This is a genomic window from Pseudomonas sp. dw_612 (assembly GCF_018449725.1).
Taxonomy (GTDB): Bacteria; Pseudomonadota; Gammaproteobacteria; order Pseudomonadales; family Pseudomonadaceae; genus Aquipseudomonas.
On the sequence record NZ_JAAVVC010000031.1, the window covers coordinates 14,630 to 32,127 of the forward strand.

General features: G+C 60.4%; 19 protein-coding genes. 5 read left to right on the top strand and 14 right to left on the bottom strand.

Going from position 1 to position 17,498, the window contains the following annotated elements; genetic code table 11:
* Positions 1 to 7: 7 nt before the first annotated feature.
* The 11 genes from HB680_RS30445 to HB680_RS30495 form a co-directional block, all read right to left on the bottom strand.
* Entirely contained in the window at positions 8 to 511 is a 504-nt protein-coding gene (locus HB680_RS30445) for a DUF2878 domain-containing protein (protein WP_213941993.1), read from the bottom strand.
* Entirely contained in the window at positions 504 to 1,775 is a 1,272-nt protein-coding gene (locus HB680_RS30450; protein ID WP_213941994.1) for a cyclopropane-fatty-acyl-phospholipid synthase family protein, read from the bottom strand. Before HB680_RS30450 ends, HB680_RS30445 begins: the two co-directional genes overlap by 8 nt.
* On the bottom strand, positions 1,762 to 2,577 hold the full coding sequence (locus tag HB680_RS30455) for a DUF1365 family protein (protein WP_213941995.1): 816 nt from the start codon (positions 2,575 to 2,577) through the stop codon (positions 1,762 to 1,764). The genes HB680_RS30450 and HB680_RS30455 overlap by 14 nt, the downstream gene beginning before the upstream one ends.
* Positions 2,574 to 3,821, bottom strand: coding sequence for an FAD-dependent oxidoreductase (locus HB680_RS30460; RefSeq protein ID WP_213941996.1), 1,248 nt, complete (start codon positions 3,819 to 3,821; stop codon positions 2,574 to 2,576). Before HB680_RS30460 ends, HB680_RS30455 begins: the two co-directional genes overlap by 4 nt.
* Entirely contained in the window at positions 3,818 to 4,600 is a 783-nt protein-coding gene (locus HB680_RS30465) for an SDR family NAD(P)-dependent oxidoreductase (RefSeq protein ID WP_213941997.1), read from the bottom strand. The genes HB680_RS30460 and HB680_RS30465 overlap by 4 nt, the downstream gene beginning before the upstream one ends.
* Positions 4,597 to 5,019 carry a nuclear transport factor 2 family protein gene (locus HB680_RS30470; protein ID WP_213941998.1) on the bottom strand — a complete coding sequence of 141 codons (423 nt, stop codon included), beginning with the start codon at positions 5,017 to 5,019 and terminating at the stop codon, positions 4,597 to 4,599. Before HB680_RS30470 ends, HB680_RS30465 begins: the two co-directional genes overlap by 4 nt.
* Complete coding sequence (gene phrB, locus HB680_RS30475; RefSeq protein ID WP_213941999.1) at positions 5,012 to 6,457, bottom strand: deoxyribodipyrimidine photo-lyase; 1,446 nt, start codon at positions 6,455 to 6,457, stop codon at positions 5,012 to 5,014. Before phrB ends, HB680_RS30470 begins: the two co-directional genes overlap by 8 nt.
* Before the next feature lie 21 nt (positions 6,458 to 6,478).
* Entirely contained in the window at positions 6,479 to 7,420 is a 942-nt protein-coding gene (locus HB680_RS30480) for a MerR family transcriptional regulator (RefSeq protein ID WP_213942000.1), read from the bottom strand.
* The gene (locus HB680_RS30485) at positions 7,421 to 8,380 is read right to left on the bottom strand and encodes a 2-thiouracil desulfurase family protein (RefSeq protein ID WP_213942001.1); all 960 of its coding nucleotides are present in this window, start codon (positions 8,378 to 8,380) and stop codon (positions 7,421 to 7,423) included.
* A 220-nt stretch (positions 8,381 to 8,600) separates the two neighbouring features.
* On the bottom strand, positions 8,601 to 8,816 hold the full coding sequence (locus tag HB680_RS30490; RefSeq protein WP_213942002.1) for a TIGR02450 family Trp-rich protein: 216 nt from the start codon (positions 8,814 to 8,816) through the stop codon (positions 8,601 to 8,603).
* Positions 8,813 to 9,799 carry an NAD(P)/FAD-dependent oxidoreductase gene (locus tag HB680_RS30495; RefSeq protein WP_213942003.1) on the bottom strand — a complete coding sequence of 329 codons (987 nt, stop codon included), beginning with the start codon at positions 9,797 to 9,799 and terminating at the stop codon, positions 8,813 to 8,815. Before HB680_RS30495 ends, HB680_RS30490 begins: the two co-directional genes overlap by 4 nt.
* Before the next feature lie 196 nt (positions 9,800 to 9,995).
* On the opposite strand from HB680_RS30495, the gene HB680_RS30500 reads away from it, so the two are divergent.
* Both HB680_RS30500 and hemH read left to right on the top strand, forming a co-directional pair.
* Positions 9,996 to 10,898 (top strand): TIGR01777 family oxidoreductase, encoded by a 903-nt coding sequence (locus HB680_RS30500; RefSeq protein ID WP_213942004.1) that lies wholly within the window; start codon positions 9,996 to 9,998, stop codon positions 10,896 to 10,898.
* A gap of 13 nt (positions 10,899 to 10,911) precedes the next feature.
* Entirely contained in the window at positions 10,912 to 11,937 is a 1,026-nt protein-coding gene (gene hemH / locus HB680_RS30505; RefSeq protein WP_213942005.1) for a ferrochelatase, read from the top strand.
* A gap of 112 nt (positions 11,938 to 12,049) precedes the next feature.
* On the opposite strand, the gene HB680_RS30510 is transcribed toward hemH, so the two are convergent.
* Together HB680_RS30510 and upp are read right to left on the bottom strand one after the other, a co-directional pair.
* Positions 12,050 to 13,324: a uracil-xanthine permease family protein gene (locus tag HB680_RS30510; protein WP_054613540.1), complete on the bottom strand. Its 1,275-nt coding sequence runs from the start codon at positions 13,322 to 13,324 to the stop codon at positions 12,050 to 12,052.
* Positions 13,325 to 13,326: 2 nt separating this feature from the next.
* Positions 13,327 to 13,965, bottom strand: coding sequence for a uracil phosphoribosyltransferase (gene upp, locus HB680_RS30515; protein WP_213942006.1), 639 nt, complete (start codon positions 13,963 to 13,965; stop codon positions 13,327 to 13,329).
* Between the two features lie 164 nt (positions 13,966 to 14,129).
* Here upp and HB680_RS30520 point away from each other — a divergent pair, with 164 nt between their 5' ends.
* The 3 genes from HB680_RS30520 to HB680_RS30530 all read left to right on the top strand — a co-directional run bounded on the left by HB680_RS30520 (position 14,130) and on the right by HB680_RS30530 (position 15,702).
* On the top strand, positions 14,130 to 14,687 hold the full coding sequence (locus HB680_RS30520; RefSeq protein WP_213942007.1) for a hypoxanthine-guanine phosphoribosyltransferase: 558 nt from the start codon (positions 14,130 to 14,132) through the stop codon (positions 14,685 to 14,687).
* A gap of 178 nt (positions 14,688 to 14,865) precedes the next feature.
* Entirely contained in the window at positions 14,866 to 15,351 is a 486-nt protein-coding gene (locus HB680_RS30525; protein ID WP_213942008.1) for a hypothetical protein, read from the top strand.
* A 63-nt stretch (positions 15,352 to 15,414) separates the two neighbouring features.
* The gene (locus HB680_RS30530) at positions 15,415 to 15,702 is read left to right on the top strand and encodes a PA4642 family protein (RefSeq protein ID WP_213942009.1); all 288 of its coding nucleotides are present in this window, start codon (positions 15,415 to 15,417) and stop codon (positions 15,700 to 15,702) included.
* 188 nt (positions 15,703 to 15,890) lie between these two features.
* On the opposite strand, the gene mqo is transcribed toward HB680_RS30530, so the two are convergent.
* Positions 15,891 to 17,399, bottom strand: coding sequence for a malate dehydrogenase (quinone) (mqo, locus tag HB680_RS30535; protein WP_213942010.1), 1,509 nt, complete (start codon positions 17,397 to 17,399; stop codon positions 15,891 to 15,893).
* Between the last annotated feature and the right edge of the window lie 99 nt (positions 17,400 to 17,498).

Consider the following 17,498-nt stretch of genomic DNA (forward strand, 5'->3'; position numbering starts at 1 on the left):
CGGACGCTCAGTCGGGGTTATCCGCCGCCAGTCGCTGGGCCATGAAGTGCAGTGTCGGAAACAGCATTGCCCACAATAGTGCGATGCCAATCAGTGTCGGGACCTGGCCGTAGGGAAATTGCACGCCCGCCAGTTGGCTGCCGGCGTAATACGACAGCGGTCCACCGATGGCGCCGAGCAAACTGGCCAGCCACCAGGGATTGGCGCTCCACATCAGACAATGACGCAAGGTGGTCGCCAGCAATGCCCACAACAGCATCAGCCAGAGCGGAATCAATGGCGCCACGTCGGTGAAATCGAACACCCCCAGCCAGCGCAATGAACTGTCGACGGTGGTGCCCAGCAACACCACGCTGAGGATCAGTCGGCCCTCATCGCTCCAACGACTTATCCACAGCAGATGAATCACCAGTGCCGCCAGCGCTACCAACAGCCACAGACTGTTGCCGCCCACCACGCAGGCGAACCAGCCGAGCTGGAATAGTGCGGCGTTGGCCAAACGTTCAAGCATCGAAACGACCGAGCAGGGGCGCCGGCATTGCCGCCGGTTTGGCCAGCAGCAATTGCGCGGTGCCGATGGTGCGTTCCAGGAAACCACCTTCGCAGTAGCACAGGTAAAATTCCCACAACCGCAGGAAATAGTCGTCATAGCCCAATTCGCTCAAGCGACCGTGGGCGCGGCGAAAATTCTCATGCCACAGGCGCAGGGTCCGCGCGTAGTGCAGGCCGAAATCTTCCATGTGCAGCAGGTTCATGTCGGTGTCGCGGCTGACGATCTCCAGCATCTTCTGCACACAGGGCAGGGCGCCGCCGGGGAAAATGTAGCGCTGGATAAAATCGACGCTGGTCTTGGCTTGTTCGTAACGCTGCTCGCGGATGGTGATGGCCTGCAACAACATCAGGCCATTGCTCTTGAGCAGGTGCGCGCATTGCTTGAAGTAGGTCGGCAGGAAGCGATGGCCGACCGCTTCGATCATCTCGATCGATACCAGTTTGTCGTACTGGCCGGTGAGGTCGCGGTAATCCGACAGCAGCAAAGTGACCTGGTCTTGCAAACCCAGGGTTTCGATTCGCTGGGCGGTGAAGGCGAACTGCTCTTTGGACAGCGTGGTGGTGGTGACTTTGCAGCCGTAGTGCTCGGCGGCGTAGATCGCCATGCTGCCCCAGCCGGTGCCAATTTCCAGCAGGTGATCGCCGGGCTGGAGGTCGAGCTTCTGGCAAATCCGCTCCAGTTTGTTCAGTTGCGCCTGTTCCAGGGTGTCGTCGGGGCTGAGGAATTGCGCCGCCGAATACATCATCGTCGGGTCGAGAAACTGTTCGAACAGGTCGTTGCCCAGGTCGTAGTGGGCGGCGATGTTTTTCTGCGAACCCTTGCGCGTATTGCGGTTGAGCCAGTGCAGGCCTTGCACGAACGGCCGGCTGAGTTTGGCCAGCCCACCTTCCAGTGCATCCAGCACCTCAAGGTTGCTGACAAACACCCGGATCACTGCGGTCAGGTCCGGCGAGGTCCAATAACCGTGGATAAACGCTTCGCCGGCGCCGATTGATCCGTTGCTCGCCACCAGCCCCCAAACCGCTGCATCAAGGATATGGATCTCCCCCAGCAGATGCCCGCCGGCCGTGCCGAAGACATGCCGCTCGCCGTCCTCGATCACCACCAGTTGCCCGTGCTTGAGGTGCGCCAATTGGCGTAAAACGCCACGGCGCAGCAGCGAGCCGGACAAGCCGTTGGTGCTGAGCAGATTGGCTTTGGCCGAAACGCTAGGGGATTTCATGGCGGCGATCCTGTGGGGCGACGATGGCGGTTTGAAAGCTGCCATCGGCAGCCCGGTGAGCAAAGATCGGCGCGCGTTTGAGCAGCAGGCGCACGGCCTGCCAGTAGATCGCCAGACAGGTTTTCGCAGTCATCCACGGGAAACGCCGCAAGTGACGGTGCAGGCTGTGGCGATCCAGCGGTTCGCGTTGCAGGTTGAGCGTGGCGTCGAACAGCTTCTGTTCGCCCTGCCAGTCGGCCATGTGCACACCGAGTTTTTGCGCGGCGGGGCTGAAGCTCATGCGGTATTCGAGGTCCGGCGGCAGAAACGGCGACACATGAAAGGCCTTGGCCACGGCGAAATGCTGATGGAAATCGCCCAAGTGTTCCGGCGCCTTGGCCGGCAACACGTAGTGATAACGCTCGCGCCACGGGGTGTTGGTGACTTCGCAGAGAATCGCCGCCAGTTGGCCATCGGCCTCGTGGCAATAGAAAAAACTTACCGGGTTGAATGACAAGCCCCAGCTGCGGGCCTGGGTCAGCAGGCAAATCGAGCCTTGGGGCTCGTGGCCGATGGCTTGGCCGACCTGTTTGCGCACGGCGTCGATCAGACGCATGCCCGCGCCGGTAAAAGTTTTCAGATAGTCGCCCTCGCGAAACGAGAACGCGGCAAAACGGCTGCGGCCCGACAGCGGCGACAAACCCAGCACCGCGTCCTGTTCGTCGAGATCGAGGTACAGCAGGCCGATCCTGTAGCGGAATTCATGGCGCCTGGGCGCAAACCGCCGATGGGCGATCCAGCCGCTGTAGAGGGCGCTGTTCACAGGGTTTCACCCAACGATCGGGCGACGCGCAAGGCACTGACCACCCCGTCTTCGTGAAAGCCGTTGGCCCAATAGGCGCCGCAATAATAGGTGTGTTGCGCGCCGTTCAATTCTTCCCAGCGTGCCTGCGCCGCCACCGCTTTCAAGCTGTATTGCGGATGGGCATAGGTGTATTTGGCGAGCACCTTGAACGGACTGATGCCGGCGCTCTGGTTGAGGCTGACGCAGAACGTGGTGTCGCTCTGGATGCCTTGCAGGATGTTCATGTCGTAAGTGACGGCGGCCCGGGTGTGTCCGGCGCCACCGAGGCGAAAATTCCAGCTCGCCCAGGCGAGTTTTCGCTCAGGCAGCAGGCGGGTATCGGTGTGCAAAACCACTTCGTTGTCAGCGTAGGGCAGGGCGCCGAGGATCGACTGCTCGGCATCGCTCGGCTTGGCCAGCAGTTTCAGGGCCTGATCGCTGTGGCAGGCGAACACCACTTTGTCGAAGCGCTCGCTGCCGGCGGGGCTGTGGATAACTACGCCATCGGCATCGCGTTCGACGCGGGTTACCGGGCAATTGAGGCGAATCTTCTCTTTAAACGATGCAGTCAGTGGCGCGACATAAGCGCTCGAACCACCCTCGATCACACACCATTGCGGGCGATTACTGACGGACAGCAAACCGTGATTCTTGAAAAACCGCAGGAAGCACTGCATCGGGAAACCGAGCATGTCGGCCATGGACATCGACCAGATCGCCGCGCCCATCGGCACGATGTAATGCAGGATGAAGCGCTCGCCGTAGCCGCCGGCCTTCAGGTATTGATCGAGGGTGGTGTCAGCGCCGATCCGGTGTTCCTCAAGGTCGCGCAGGGCTTGTTTATTGAAACGCTGGATGTCGCGCAACATGCCCCAGAACCCCGGCGACAGTAGGTTGCGCCGCTGGGCGAACAGGCTGTTGAGGTTGTTGCCGTTGTACTCAAGGCCTGAGTCCGGGTCGGTGACCGAGAAACTCATCTGCGTGGGTTTGAACCCGACGCCGAGCTGGCCCAGCAGGCGCATGAAATTTGGATAGGTCCAGTCGTTGAACACAATAAAACCCGTGTCCACGGCGTAGGGCTGGCCATCGACGGTCACGTCCACCGTGTGGGTGTGACCGCCGACCCAATCGCCGGCCTCGAACAGGGTGATCTCGTGGCGGCTATTGAGCAGGTAAGCGCTGGTCAGCCCCGAGATACCGCTGCCGATAATGGCGATGTTCACGGCTGGTCCTTGATCGGCGGACTGCTGCGGACCATGCGTTTGCCGATCGCCAGCTTCACCCGGTTGGGCAATTTCGACAGCGGCCAGAGCGCCGCCATGAACAGCGCAGGGAAAGCGATTTCCAGTGGACGGTTCTTGAGTTTGGCGAAGATATGCCGCGCGGCTTTATCCACAGGCCAACTGAGTGGCATCGGGAAATCGTTTTTCTCAGTCAGCGGCGTATCGACGAATCCGGGGCTGACCACGGTGACTTCGATGCCTTCCGGCGCCAGGTCGATGCGCAAGGATTCGAACAAGTAACGTAGCCCGGCCTTCGACGCGCCATAGGCTTCGGCCCGTGGCAGTGGCAGGTAGGTCACCGAACTGGCGACGCCCACCAGGTGTGGCGCGGTGCCTTGGCGCAGCAATGGCAGGGCCGCTTCGATGCAATAGCTGCTGGCCAGCAGGTTGGTGCGCACCACGTGCTCGACGATCGAGGCATCGAACTGCTTGGCGTCAACGTATTCGCACGTGCCGGCGTTGAGGATCACCGTGTCCAGGGAACCCCAATCCTCGGCGATCCGCTCGCCGATTTCACGCACGGTCTGGCTGTTGGTCAGGTCGCCGGCGACCACCATCACTTGCCCCGGATAACGCTGGGACAGGATTTTGAGTGGCACGATCGAGCGTGAGCTGACCGCCAGATGCGCGCCGGTTTTCAAGATCTCTTCGGCCAGCGCGGCACCAATGCCGCTGCTCGCACCCGTCAACCAGTATCGCCGTGGAGGTGTAAGACTCATCCCATTCTCCTTTTCAGCCAGGCAATCGCCCGGCCCAATACGGGTAGATGTTCATAAAGCAGTGCCCCGGCATCGAAATAATCCCGGTGGCGATAAACCTTGTCGCGCCATCGCAGGTGCGAGCAGCCGTCGACGCGAATCAACTGGCCGCCGGCCAGGCGCGGATGGCGATAGCTCATGACCCAGCGTAGATAACCTTCGCCTTCACCAATCTGGTCAAAGCCATGGAAGTCGAAGCGCAGTTCGCTGACGTTGGCGTAGAGCTCGGAGAAGTAGCCGCGCAATTGCTGTAAGCCCTGTACTTCATGCAAAGGGTCGGTGAACTGCACGTCGTCCGTATACAACTCGTTCAGGCGTTGCAGATTATCCTTGTGCAGTTCGCCGAACTGCCGGGCAAAGCGCCGCAGAAAGTCACTCATGGTCACCTCCGGTATTTTGCCGCGACGGCAGGTTCTTGAACGCAGCCAGGGCTCGTTCGCGGGACTTGCTTAGATTGACGATTGGCGAGGGGTAATCTGTAACGCCGAACAAGCCCCCAAGGTTGGCCGGGTTGTGCACTTCTTTTTTATTCAGCCCGGCCAGTTCCGGCAGCCAGTGCTTGATGAACACGCCTTCGGCGTCGAATTTTTCCGACTGGCTCAGCGGGTTGAAGATGCGGAAGTAGGGCGCCGAATCGGTGCCGGTGGACGAGCTCCATTGCCAGCCGCCGTTGTTCGCCGCCAGGTCGCCATCGATCAGGTGCCGCATGAAAAAGCGCTCGCCTTCGCGCCAGTCGATCAGCAGATTCTTGGTCAGGAACATCGCCACCACCATGCGCAGGCGGTTATGCATCCAGCCGGTTTCGAGCAATTGGCGCATGGCCGCATCGATGATCGGCAGACCGGTGCGGGCTTCTTGCCACGCGGCGAGTTCATCCGGCGCATCGCGCCAGGCCAGGGCTTCGGTTTCCGGGCGGAAGGCGCGGTGGCGCGAAACCCGTGGGTAGCCCACCAGAATGTGTTTGTAGAACTCGCGCCACAGCAGTTCGTTGATCCAGGTCACCGCGCCAACCTTGCCGCTTTCGAATTCGCCCTGATTGCTTTGCAGTGCGGCGTGCAGACACTGGCGCGGAGAAATCACCCCGGCCGCCAGATAGGCCGAGAGCTGACTGGTGCCGGGCTTGGCCGGGAAGTCGCGTTCGCTTTGGTAGTAATCGATTTGCGCGTCGGCGAAGGTGTCGAGACGGCGCCGGGCTTCGCTTTCACCGGCGGGCCAGAGCGCGATCAAACTGTCATTGGGCGTTTCGAAGCCGTCGACACGCGAAGGAACTTCATCGCTGTCGATGTTTAGCGGCGCTTGCACGCCGGGAGCGATCACCCGACTCGGCAGTGAGCGGCGCAAGCGGTCGTAACAGACTTTGCGAAACTGACTGAACACCTGAAAGTAGGTGCCGGTCTTGGTCAGCACGGTGCCCGGTGTGAACAGCAGTTGATCGAGGTAGCTGTGGAAGTCGATGCCCTCGGCTTTCAACGCCTGGGCCACCGCTTCATCACGGCGACTTTCATGGATGCCGTATTCCTCGTTGACGTGCACCGCGTTGATCTTCAACTGCCGGCACAGGTCGAGCAGCACTTTCGGCGCCGCCTCCCAGCGAGACGCCGTGCGGATCAGCAGGGGAATGTTGAGCTTGCCCAGCGCCAGGCTCAACTCGCTCAGGTTGCGCAGCCAGAAATCCACTTTGCACGGCGCGTCGTCATGTTCCAGCCATTGTTCCGGGCTCAACAGATACACCGCCACACTCGGGCCGCGAGCAGCGGCAGCCGAAAGGGCGGTGTTGTCATGCAGGCGCAGGTCGCTGCGCAGCCAGATCAATTGCATGGTGTTTCCCGTACTCAACATTTAAATAAGCCCACGCTGAACGAGGTCCTGATGCGCCGACAAGGGATCTTCGGCCAGGAACAAATCAGCAATCTCGGTGGTTCTTACGGACAACTCGGCGTGGTGGATGCATACCGTTGGTCCGACAATCATTTTTGGGCAGCTGACGCCACTCAAAAGTTTCGGCAGCTGCGCGAGGTTCATGGCTTTGCTGGAATACAGCAGTACGCCGCGGGCTTGCAGGTGTTCGACCGCCAGTGCGAGTTCCCCGGCCGGTAGTGGCCAATCGAAAACTTCCACCGGGCAATCGGTGCTGCTGATCAGCCAGGCGGTGAGCCACAAATGAGGCTCCAGGGACACATCCGAGTGGTTGATCAACAGCAGGGGCGCGGAACGCAATTGCCGGTTGTTATGGTAGATGCGCGCACCGAATTTGCTGCGCAACCAGGAATAAAAGAACACGCGTTCCATCTGCGCGCCGAACTGGCCTTGCCAGCGTTGTTCCAGTTCGGTCAACAACGGCATCAGCAGTTGTTCGCACAGGGTCCGTGGCGGATACAGCGCCATGGCTTGGTTGACGGTGTCATCGAGCCTGCGTTCGGCCAGTTGAGTGACCGCTTGCAACAGCGTGTTACGCAGCAATTGCCAGTCGTTTTCGACAGCCTCGGTAAAGGCTTGCGGGGTGTCGAGCAGTTGCTTGACCTGACTGACCGCCACGCCGCGATTGAGCCAGGTGAGAATCGTCAGGATCCGTTGCACATGTTCGGCCGAGAACAACCGATGCCCCTTGGGCGTGCGTTGCGGCACGATCAAGCCGTAACGCCGTTCCCAGGCGCGCAGGGTGATCGCATTGACCCCGGTCTGGCGCGCCACTTCACGAATCGGCAACCAGCCTTCGTCCAGGGCCTTCTTGAAATCGGCGCCGAGGTCTTCGCGGGCACTGGTGTCGGGTGTGTTGTTCATTTAGATCGCATTTCGCAGGCTAAGGTTTTCCGGGTGCGGTTGCAGGTAAACCTGTTGCGCAATGTACGGGTCCGGGTGTTGGCGGAAGTAATGCTTGAGCAGCGTCAACGGCACCACCAAGGGCACGATGCCGTGGCGGTATTGGCCGATGACATGCTGCATTTCCTGTTTGTCTTCTGCGCTGATGACCTGCTTGAGGTAACCACTGATGTGCTGCAGGACATTGGTGTGGGTGCGGCGCGTGGCGCATTTTTTCAGCGCCTCCATCAACTCGCTGAAATAGCGCGGGCCGAGTTCTTTCGGGTCGGTCTGGCCCATGTTGCCCAGCAGATTGCCCAGGGTTTTGTAGTGCACCGGGTTGTGGGCCATCAGCAGGTATTTGTAGCGCGAGTGAAAGTCCATGAGGCCGCGACGGCTCAGGCCTTCTTGCAGCAATTGTTGCCAGGCGCTGTAGGCGAATACGCGCGTGAGGAAGTTTTCCCGCAGCACCGGATCATTGAGGCGACCGTCTTCTTCCACCGGCAGGTCCGGGTGTTGTTCGCAAAACGCCTGGGCATAGATGCCGCGCCCACCGCCCTCCACCGGCGCACCGTTGGCGTGGTAGACCTTGACCCGCAACAACCCGCAGGACGGCGACTTCTGCATGAAGATGTAGCCGCAGATATCGCCCAGTTCAGCGGCCATTTTCTGGCCGTACTCGGCGAGCGGTTGGGTGACGTTGATTTCGCGGTTGAGCGTGCCGACGGCTTCGGGATGTTCGGCATCGCCCACGAGGCGAATCGGTTCGCGAGGAATCCCGAGGCCGATCGCGACTTCCGGGCACACCGGGACAAAATCGAAATAGTCAGTGAGGGTGCGACTGCACAGCCGCGATTCCTTGTGCCCGCCATTGAAGCGCACCTCGGCACCCATCAGGCAGGCGCTGATTGCGATTTTCGGTTTGGCGGGGGCGATGGGCATTGCAGCACCTCGAATCTAATACCTGTACAGAGCATCAACTCTGTACAACATAATCCTCATCATAGATTCGAAGCTGTACAAGTCAAATTATTTGTATAGGTTTTTCGAGGGCGCGATTTGTACCTTGTGGGAGCGGGCTTGCTCGCGAATGCGGTGGGTCAGCCGCACATGTGTTGAATGACACACTGCATTCGCGAGCAAGCCCGCTCCCACAGGGGATCTACTTCCAGCCCGATAGCCAGGTGTTGTTGTCTTTCAGCGTTTGCCAATCAATGCGCTCACTGCGCTGCGTCAACACTGCCTGCAACTCAACCGCCAGCACCGTGCCGTCCTCGTCCCGGAACAACTCGGTCACCAGAAAATGTTTTTCGCGATTTTGCGGTTGGGCTGCTGTCCATTTCGACAGCAGCAATTTACCCGGATTGAGGCGGTTCACTGCAGGTGCGCGTGCAAGCGGCGGGCGGCTTCCTGGCCGCTGAGCCAGGCGCCTTCGACACGACCGGACAGGCACCAGTCGCCACACACATACAGGCCCAGGTCGGCATCCGCCAACACGCCCCATTCATGACTGCTGGCGGGGCGCGCGTAGAGCCAGCGGTGGGCGAGACTGAAGGTGGGCGCAGGCATCGCGCTGTGCAGCAGCTCGGCGAACGCACCGTGCAATTGCTCGATCACGGCTTCCTTGGATAGGTCGATATGTTGCCGGCTCCAGGTGCTGGTGGCGTGTAACACCCACGTGTCCAGCGTGTTGTCGCGCCCGGGTTTGCTGCGGTTGCGGGCCAGCCAGTCGAGCGGACTGTCCTGCACGAAGCAGCCTTCCATGGGCGTATCGAGTGGTGTGTCGAAGGCGAGGGCAATGGCCCAGGTCGGGTCCATTTTGACCCCGGCGGCGGCCCCCGCCAGTTTCGGCGCAGAGGCCAGCAACGCGGTGGCCTGAGGCGCCGGCGTCGCAATGACTACGTGGCTGAACGGGCCGTGAGTGAAACCTTCGGCGTCCTGCAGATGCCAGTGTTCTTCGCCGCGATAGACCTCGGTGATCCGGCAGGCGAAATGCACTTCCAGGTCGCCGAGCAGCGCGCGGGTGATGGCGCTCATGCGCGGTGTGCCGACCCAACGGGTTTGCTCATCCGGCGACAGGTTTAGCTGGCCGCCCTGGAACGTATAGAGCTGCGGCGTCCATTCGGCGACCCAGCCATTGGCTTGCCAGCGTTGCACTTCGGTGACGAAGCGCCGGTCACGTGCCGTGAAATACTGCGCGCCCATGTCCAGAGCGCCAGCGTCACTGCGCTTGCTCGACATGCGTCCGCCGCTGCCACGGCTTTTATCGAAAAGTTGAACGACATGCCCGGCCTCCGTCAGGGCCTGGGCGGCGGAGAGTCCGGCGATGCCGGTGCCGATGATTGCGATAGGTACAGTCATAGGGGCCTCGTTTACCTTTCTGTACAGACTACGCCGTGGATTAAACCTGTACAATATTGTTTTTTGGTATAACTTTTAGCGTTCTCGTTCTGACAGCTTGGCCTATTGTTAAACACAGACCCTGCCCGATACCAAAGATCCCTGCTTATAAAAATAGACTAGTGATCAAGGTAAAACGCCACGCGAGGAAGAAGTCATGCACATATTGCTGACCGGCGGTACTGGTTTGATAGGACGTCAGCTCTGCCATCACTGGTCGAGTCAGGGACATCGCCTCACGGTCTGGAGTCGCACGCCGGAAAAAGTCGCCAAAATCTGTGGCGCTCAGGTGCGCGGCATTGCCCGTCTCGAAGACCTCGGCCAGGAACCGGTCGATGCCATTATCAACCTGGTGGGCGCACCGATTGGTGATCGTCTGTGGACGCACAAGCGCAAGACGCTGCTGTGGAGCAGCCGGATCGGCCTCACCGAATCCCTGTTGGCCTGGCTCGAAACCCGTGAGCAAAAACCTCAAGTGCTGATCTCCGGTTCTGCGGTCGGCTGGTATGGCGACGGTGGCGAGCGTGAGTTGACCGAAGAGTCGCCGCCCGTGATCGATGATTTCGCCAGCCAGTTGTGCATCGCCTGGGAGGAAACCGCGCAGCGGGCCGAAGCCTTGGGCATCCGGGTGGTTCTGGTGCGCACCGGGTTGGTCGTGTCCGCCGAGGGCGGCTTTTTGTCGCGGCTGTTGCTGCCGTTCAAACTCGGGCTGGGCGGCCCGATCGGCAACGGTCGGCAGTGGATGCCGTGGATTCATATCAAGGATCAAATCGCCCTGATTGATTTTCTTCTGCATCGCATTGATGCCAGCGGTCCATATAATGCCTGCGCGCCGAAACCGGTGCGCAATCGCGAATTTGCCAAGACGCTGGGCAGCGTGTTGCACCGCCCGGCGTTCATGCCCATGCCGGCCCTGGCGCTGAAGGTAGGCCTGGGCGAGATGTCGCTGCTGTTGCTGGGCGGCCAGAAAGCCGTGCCAGCGCGCTTGCTGGCAGCGGGTTTCACTTTCCAGTTCACCGATTTACGCGCGGCGTTGGATGACGTGTCCAGCCGCCTCTGAAATAGGACGTTGCATGACCGATCACGCGTTGCTTCTGGTCAATCTGGGCTCTCCGGCCTCCACCTCGGTGGCGGATGTGCGCAGCTACCTCAATCAATTTCTGATGGACCCGTATGTGATCGACCTGCCGTGGCCGGTGCGACGCTTGCTGGTGTCGCTGATCCTGATCAAGCGTCCGGAGCAGTCGGCCCACGCCTATGCCTCGATCTGGTGGGAAGAGGGTTCGCCGCTGGTGGTGCTCAGTCGGCGCCTGCAACAGGCCATGACCGCCCAGTGGACTCATGGCCCGGTCGAACTGGCGATGCGTTACGGCGAACCGTCGATTGAATCGAAACTGGTGCAGTTGGCCGCTCAGGGCCACAAGCGAATCACGATTGCACCGCTCTATCCACAGTTCGCCGACAGCACCGTGACCACGGTGATCGAGGAGGCCCGGCGCGTGGTGCGCGAGAAGAAACTCGATGTGCAGTTCTCGATTCTCCAACCGTTCTACGATCAGCCGGAATACCTCGATGCGCTGGTCGCCAGCGCCAAGCCTTACCTTGAGCAGGATTACGATCACCTGCTGCTGAGCTTCCATGGTTTGCCGGAACGTCACCTGACCAAGCTCGATCCGACCGGCCAGCATTGCTTCAAAAATGAAGACTGCTGCAAGAACGCCTCGCCGGCTGTATTGGCGACCTGCTACCGCGCCCAGTGCCTGCGCACGGCAGCCGAATTCGCCAAGCGCATGGGCCTGCCGGACGGCAAGTGGTCGGTGTCGTTTCAGTCTCGATTGGGTCGGGCAAAGTGGATCGAACCCTACACCGAAGCACGCCTGGATGAGTTGGGCAAAAGCGGCGCGAAGAAGATTCTGGTGATGTGCCCGGCGTTCGTCGCCGATTGCATCGAGACCCTGGAAGAAATTGGCGATCGTGGGCAGGAGCAATTCCGCGAAGCGGGAGGGGAGGAGTTGGTGCTGGTGCCGTGCCTTAACGATGATCCGCAGTGGGCGAAGGCGTTGAATGCGTTGTGTGAGCGAGCACCTCTGGTCCTGTAAAAGCATCGCGGGCAAGCCTTGCTCCTACAGGACTTACGTCGTTCCACATTGATGTGGTCGACACAAAACTGTAGGAGCAAGGCTTGCCCGCGATAGCGATCTTGAGGCCGACTTACAACAACGGCTCATCCGCCTTCTTGTGCTTCCAGCTGTCATTGCCCGGCAGCAACAGGTTCAGCGCAATCGCCACCACCGCGCACAACGCGATGCCTTTGAGGCCGAAATCGTCAGGCCCGGTGCCGGTGCCGACCAGCACACCGCCAATCCCGAACACCAACGTCACCGAGACAATCACCAGATTGCGCGCCTCGCCCAGGTCGATCTTGTGGCGAATCAGCGTGTTCATGCCCACCGCCGCAATCGAACCGAACAACAGGCACAGAATCCCGCCCATCACCGGCACCGGAATGCTTTGCAGCAGCGCACCAAACTTGCCGACGAACGCCAGGCTGATGGCAAAGATTGCCGCCCAGGTCATGATTTTCGGGTTGTAGTTTTTGGTCAGCATCACTGCGCCAGTCACTTCGGCGTAAGTGGTGTTGGGTGGGCCGCCAAACAGACCGGCAGCCGTGGTGGCAATGCCATCGCCGAGCAGGGTGCGGTGCAGGCCCGGTTTCTTCAGGTAATCGCGACCGGTCACGCTACCGACCGCGATCACGCCGCCGATGTGCTCGATGGCCGGGGCGAGCGCCACCGGAACGATGAACAGAATCGCCTGCCAGTTGAACTCCGGCGCCGTGAAGTGCGGAATCGCGAACCACGGTGCGGCGGCAATCTTCGCGGTATCAACTACGCCGAAATAGAACGCCATGGCAAAACCGACGAGCACGCCGGAGATGATCGGCACCAGGCGGAAAATGCCTTTGCCGAACACCGCAACGATCAGGGTAGTCAGCAGCGCCGGCATCGAGATCAGCATCGCGGTCTGGTAATGAATCAGCTCGCTACCGTCGCCAGCCTTGCCCATCGCCATGTTGGCGGCGATCGGCGCCATGGCCAAGCCGATGGAGATGATTACCGGACCAATCACCACCGGTGGCAGCAAGCGGTCAATGAACCCGGTGCCTTTGATCTTCACGGCCAGGCCGAGGAAGGTGTAGACGAAACCTGCCGCCATCACGCCGCCCATGGTCGCCGCGAGGCCGAACTGGCCCTTGGCGAGAATGATCGGGGTGATAAAGGCAAAGCTCGAAGCCAGGAACACCGGCACCTGACGCCCGGTGACGATCTGGAACAGGATCGTCCCCAGACCGGCGGTGAACAGCGCCACGTTCGGGTCGAGGCCGGTAATCAGCGGCATCAACACCAGGGCGCCGAACGCCACGAACAGCATCTGTGCACCCGACAGCACTGTGCGCCAGAGCGGATCGTTGAACTCATCCTGCATGCTCAAGCGTCCTTCTGCTTGGTACCGAAGATCTTGTCACCGGCATCGCCCAGGCCTGGGATGATGTAACCGTGCTCGTTGAGTTTTTCGTCGATGGACGCGGTGTAGATCATCACGTCCGGGTGAGCTTTCCCTACAGCGGCGATGCCTTCGGGAGCGGCGACCAGCACCATGGCGCGGATGTCGCGGCAACCGGCCTTTTTCAGCAGGTCGATGGTCGCAACCATGGAGCTGCCCGTGGCGAGCATCGGGTCGATGATCATCGCCAGGCGCTCGTTGATTTCCGGCACCAGTTTTTCCAGGTAGGTGTGGGCCTGCAGGGTTTCTTCGTTGCGGGCCACGCCTACGGCGCTGACTTTGGCGCCCGGGATCAGGCTCAGCACGCCTTCGAGCATGCCGATACCGGCGCGCAGGATCGGCACCACGGTAATCTTCTTGCCGGCGATTTTTTCCACCGAGACAGTGCCGGCCCAACCTTCGATATCGTAGGTTTCCAGGGGCAGGTCTTTGGTGGCTTCATAGGTCAGCAGGGCACCGACTTCCTGAGCGAGCTCACGGAAATTCTTGGTGCTGATGTCTGCGCGGCGCATAAGGCCAAGTTTATGACGGATCAGCGGATGGCGGATCTCTTGGATGGGCATGGGGAAAGGCTCCGGCGGCGGGCAAAAAAACCGGCCTAGATTAATCTATCCGAGGGTGTTGTCCTATAGACATAAGGTACGTTAGTCCACAAACGCTTGATCTGGACGTGCGGGATGCGTACCTTTGCCCGCTTTTCCCGAATCCGTCCCTCCTGGAGAGCGCCATGTCTGCTGATCTCGAGCATATCCGTCAAATCATGCGAGAGGCTGACTGCCTGTACACCGAAGTTGAAGTCGAGGCGGCCATCGCCCGTGTCGGTGCACACATCAACGAGCAACTGGCTGACACCAACCCGGTGGTGTTCTGTGTGATGAACGGCGGCCTGATTTTCGCTGGCAAGCTGCTGACTCATCTGCACTTCCCGCTGGAAGCGTCCTACCTGCACGCCACCCGTTATCGCAACGAAACCAGCGGCGGCGACCTGTTCTGGAAAGCCAAACCGGAAGTTTCGTTCCTCGACCGCGACGTGCTGATCATCGACGACATCCTCGATGAAGGTCACACCCTGGGCGCGATCATCGACTACTGCAAACACGCCGGCGCCCGTGCCGTGCACACCGCCGTGCTGATCGACAAGGATCACGACCGCAAGGCTCGCCCGGACCTGAAAGCCGATTTTGTCGGCCTGCCGTGCATCGACCGCTACATCTTCGGTTATGGCATGGACTACAAAGGTTACTGGCGCAACGCCAACGGGATCTTTGCCGTTAAAGGCATGTAACTCAGACGCCGGCCTCTGTAGCAGCTGGCGCAGCCTGCGTTCGGCGGCGAAGCCGTCGTAAACCCTGAACTCACGGTTCAACTGAAGAACCAGAGTGCTTGATCTCACGACTGCTTCGCAGCCGGACGCAGCCTTCGGCAGCTGCTACAGTGCTCGGCCCCGCCCTCCGGAGCCTGTCATGAGCCTTTTGATCCGCAGCTGCGCCGCCCTGTTGCTGACCCTCAGCCTGCCCCTGGCCGCCGCGCCGGCGCTGATGCACGGGCAGTTCCTGCCGCCGGACGACCTGACCCTGCGCGACGCCGAACCGGAGCAACAACAATTGTTGCAGGTCACCGACTATTCGGTGGTGGTGGGCAGCCAGCGTCAGTCGACCCAACAACCGATCCCGGTGACGTCGCCGCTGTTGATCCGCCTCAAGGGCAAATCCCTGAACAAAGGCGCGACCATCAGCCAGGTGCTGGTCAACTTCGATGGCGAAAGCAAAAGCCTGAAAAAGCCGATCTACGACGAAAAGAGCAAAACCCTGACGCTCTACTACCCGCTGGCGCAATACCGGGTGGTGATCGATTTGCTGCGCAATGACACGGTGTATTGCCAGTTCCTCAGCTACGCCAACGGCCATGTCTGGGCCGATCTGCACACCGGCAGCGTTCGCGCGCGTTGAGCCCGGCGCCCGGAGGGGGGTAAACTGCCCGCCCCGTGAAATGTCTGCGAGCTGGAGTCGGCAATGCGTAAAGATAAGAAGCAAGTGATTGGTGACGAGATCGGCGATGAGCAGATCAAACTGTTTCTCGATTTTGAACCGGTCGACGCCACTTCGCCGTCCCTGCACAAACTGATCAAGGCCTATCGCGGTTTGCGCGTCGACGACTTCGAGCGTTTCCTGACGTTTTTCGTCGAGGCCGGGTTTGATCTGGATGGCAAGGATGAGCATGGCGATGACTTCGTCGCGGTGATCAAGGATCAGCGCAATGCGGCCGAGTACATCGAATTGATTGCCAAGGCGCGCGGTTAAGATCTTAAGATCAAAAGATCGCAGCCTCGTTTCACTCGACAGCTCCTACAGGTGTACGCGTTGTAGGAGCAAAGCTTGCTCGCGAAGGCGATCTCAAGGACGCCATCGCCGGCAAGCCGTGCTCCTACAGGAAGGCATAAAAAACGCCCCGCTCTCACTGAGGACGGGGCGTTTTTTGTGGAGCCGAATCAAGCGTAGCTTTCGGTCTCGTTACTGGCTTCAACCAGTTCCAGCGCGACGTTGTTGTGCGCATTGATCTTGCGATACAGCGCTGCGTCGGTTTCCAGGACCTTTTCCCGAGCCGGGAAAATTTCCGCCAGTTTGGCCGCCCATTCACCGGACGCCTTGTTCGGGAAGCATTTCTCGATCAGTTCCAGCATGATCGAAACGGTCACCGAAGCACCTGGCGAAGCGCCGAGCAGGGCCGCAAGGGAGCCGTCCTTGGCCGCGACCAGTTCAGTGCCGAACTGCAGAACGCCACCCTTTTTCGGGTCTTTCTTGATGATCTGCACCCGTTGGCCGGCCACTTCCAGGCGCCAGTCTTCGGCTTTCGCTTCCGGGTAGAAACGACGCAGGGATTCCAGGCGTTGCTCCATCGACTGCATCACTTCGCTGACCAGGTACTTGGTCAGGTCCATGTTGTTTTTCGCCACGGCCAGCATCGGCCCGATGTTGCCGGCGCGCACCGACAGCGGCAGGTCCATGAAGGAACCGTGCTTGAGGAACTTGGTGGTGAAACCGGCATACGGCCCGAACAGCAGGGACTTGTTGCCATCGACCACGCGGGTGTCCAGGTGCGGCACGGACATCGGTGGCGAACCCACGGCCGCCTGGCTGTAGACCTTGGCCTGGTGGTGTTTGACCACTTCCGGGTTGTCGCAACGCAGCCACTGGCCACTGATCGGGAAGCCGCCGAAGCCTTTGCTTTCTTCGATGCCCGACGCCTGCAACAACGGCAATGCCGCGCCGCCAGCGCCAAGGAAGACGAACTTGGCGTCGACTTCACGGGTGTTGCCGCTGTTCACGTCCTTGATGCTGACGGTCCAGCCGCTGCCGTTACGCTTCAGGCCGGTAACGCGCTTGCAGTACTTGACCTGGGCATCGGGTGCGCTGGTCAGGTGCTTGAGCAGTTGATTGGTCAGGGCGCCGAAGTTGACGTCAGTGCCGTTCATCACGCGAGTGGCCGCGAGGACTTCGTCCGGCGAGCGGCCCGGCATCATCAGCGGCATCCACTCGGCCATCTTGGCCTTGTCTTCGGTGTATTCCATGTCCGAAAAAGCGTGATGCTTGCTCAGCACGTTGAAGCGCGACTTGAGGAAGGACACACCGCCGTCGCCCTGTACGAAGCTCAGGTGCGGCACCGGGCTGATGAAGGATTTGCACGAGCCGAAGGTGCCTTTCTTGGTCAGGTACGACCAGAACTGCTTCGACACCTCGAACTGGGTGTTGATGTGCACGGCTTTCTTGATGTCGACGGTGCCGTCGGCGGCCTGAGGCGTGTAGTTGAGCTCACACAGCCCGGCGTGACCGGTACCGGCGTTGTTCCATGGGTTGGAACTCTCCGCGGCACCGGAATCCATCAGCTCGACGACTTCCAGCTTGATCGCGGGGTCGAGCTCTTTGAGCAGTACAGCGAGGGTGGCACTCATGATGCCGGCCCCAACGAGTACTACGTCGACTGCTTCGTTATGCGCCATTTAACGCGTCTCCAAAATCTGCAGCACCAAATTGTCGGCATGGCTGCCAGGCGTTCCGGGGCGTGTCAGTGATGCCCCACGTACCCATGGCAGTGTCGC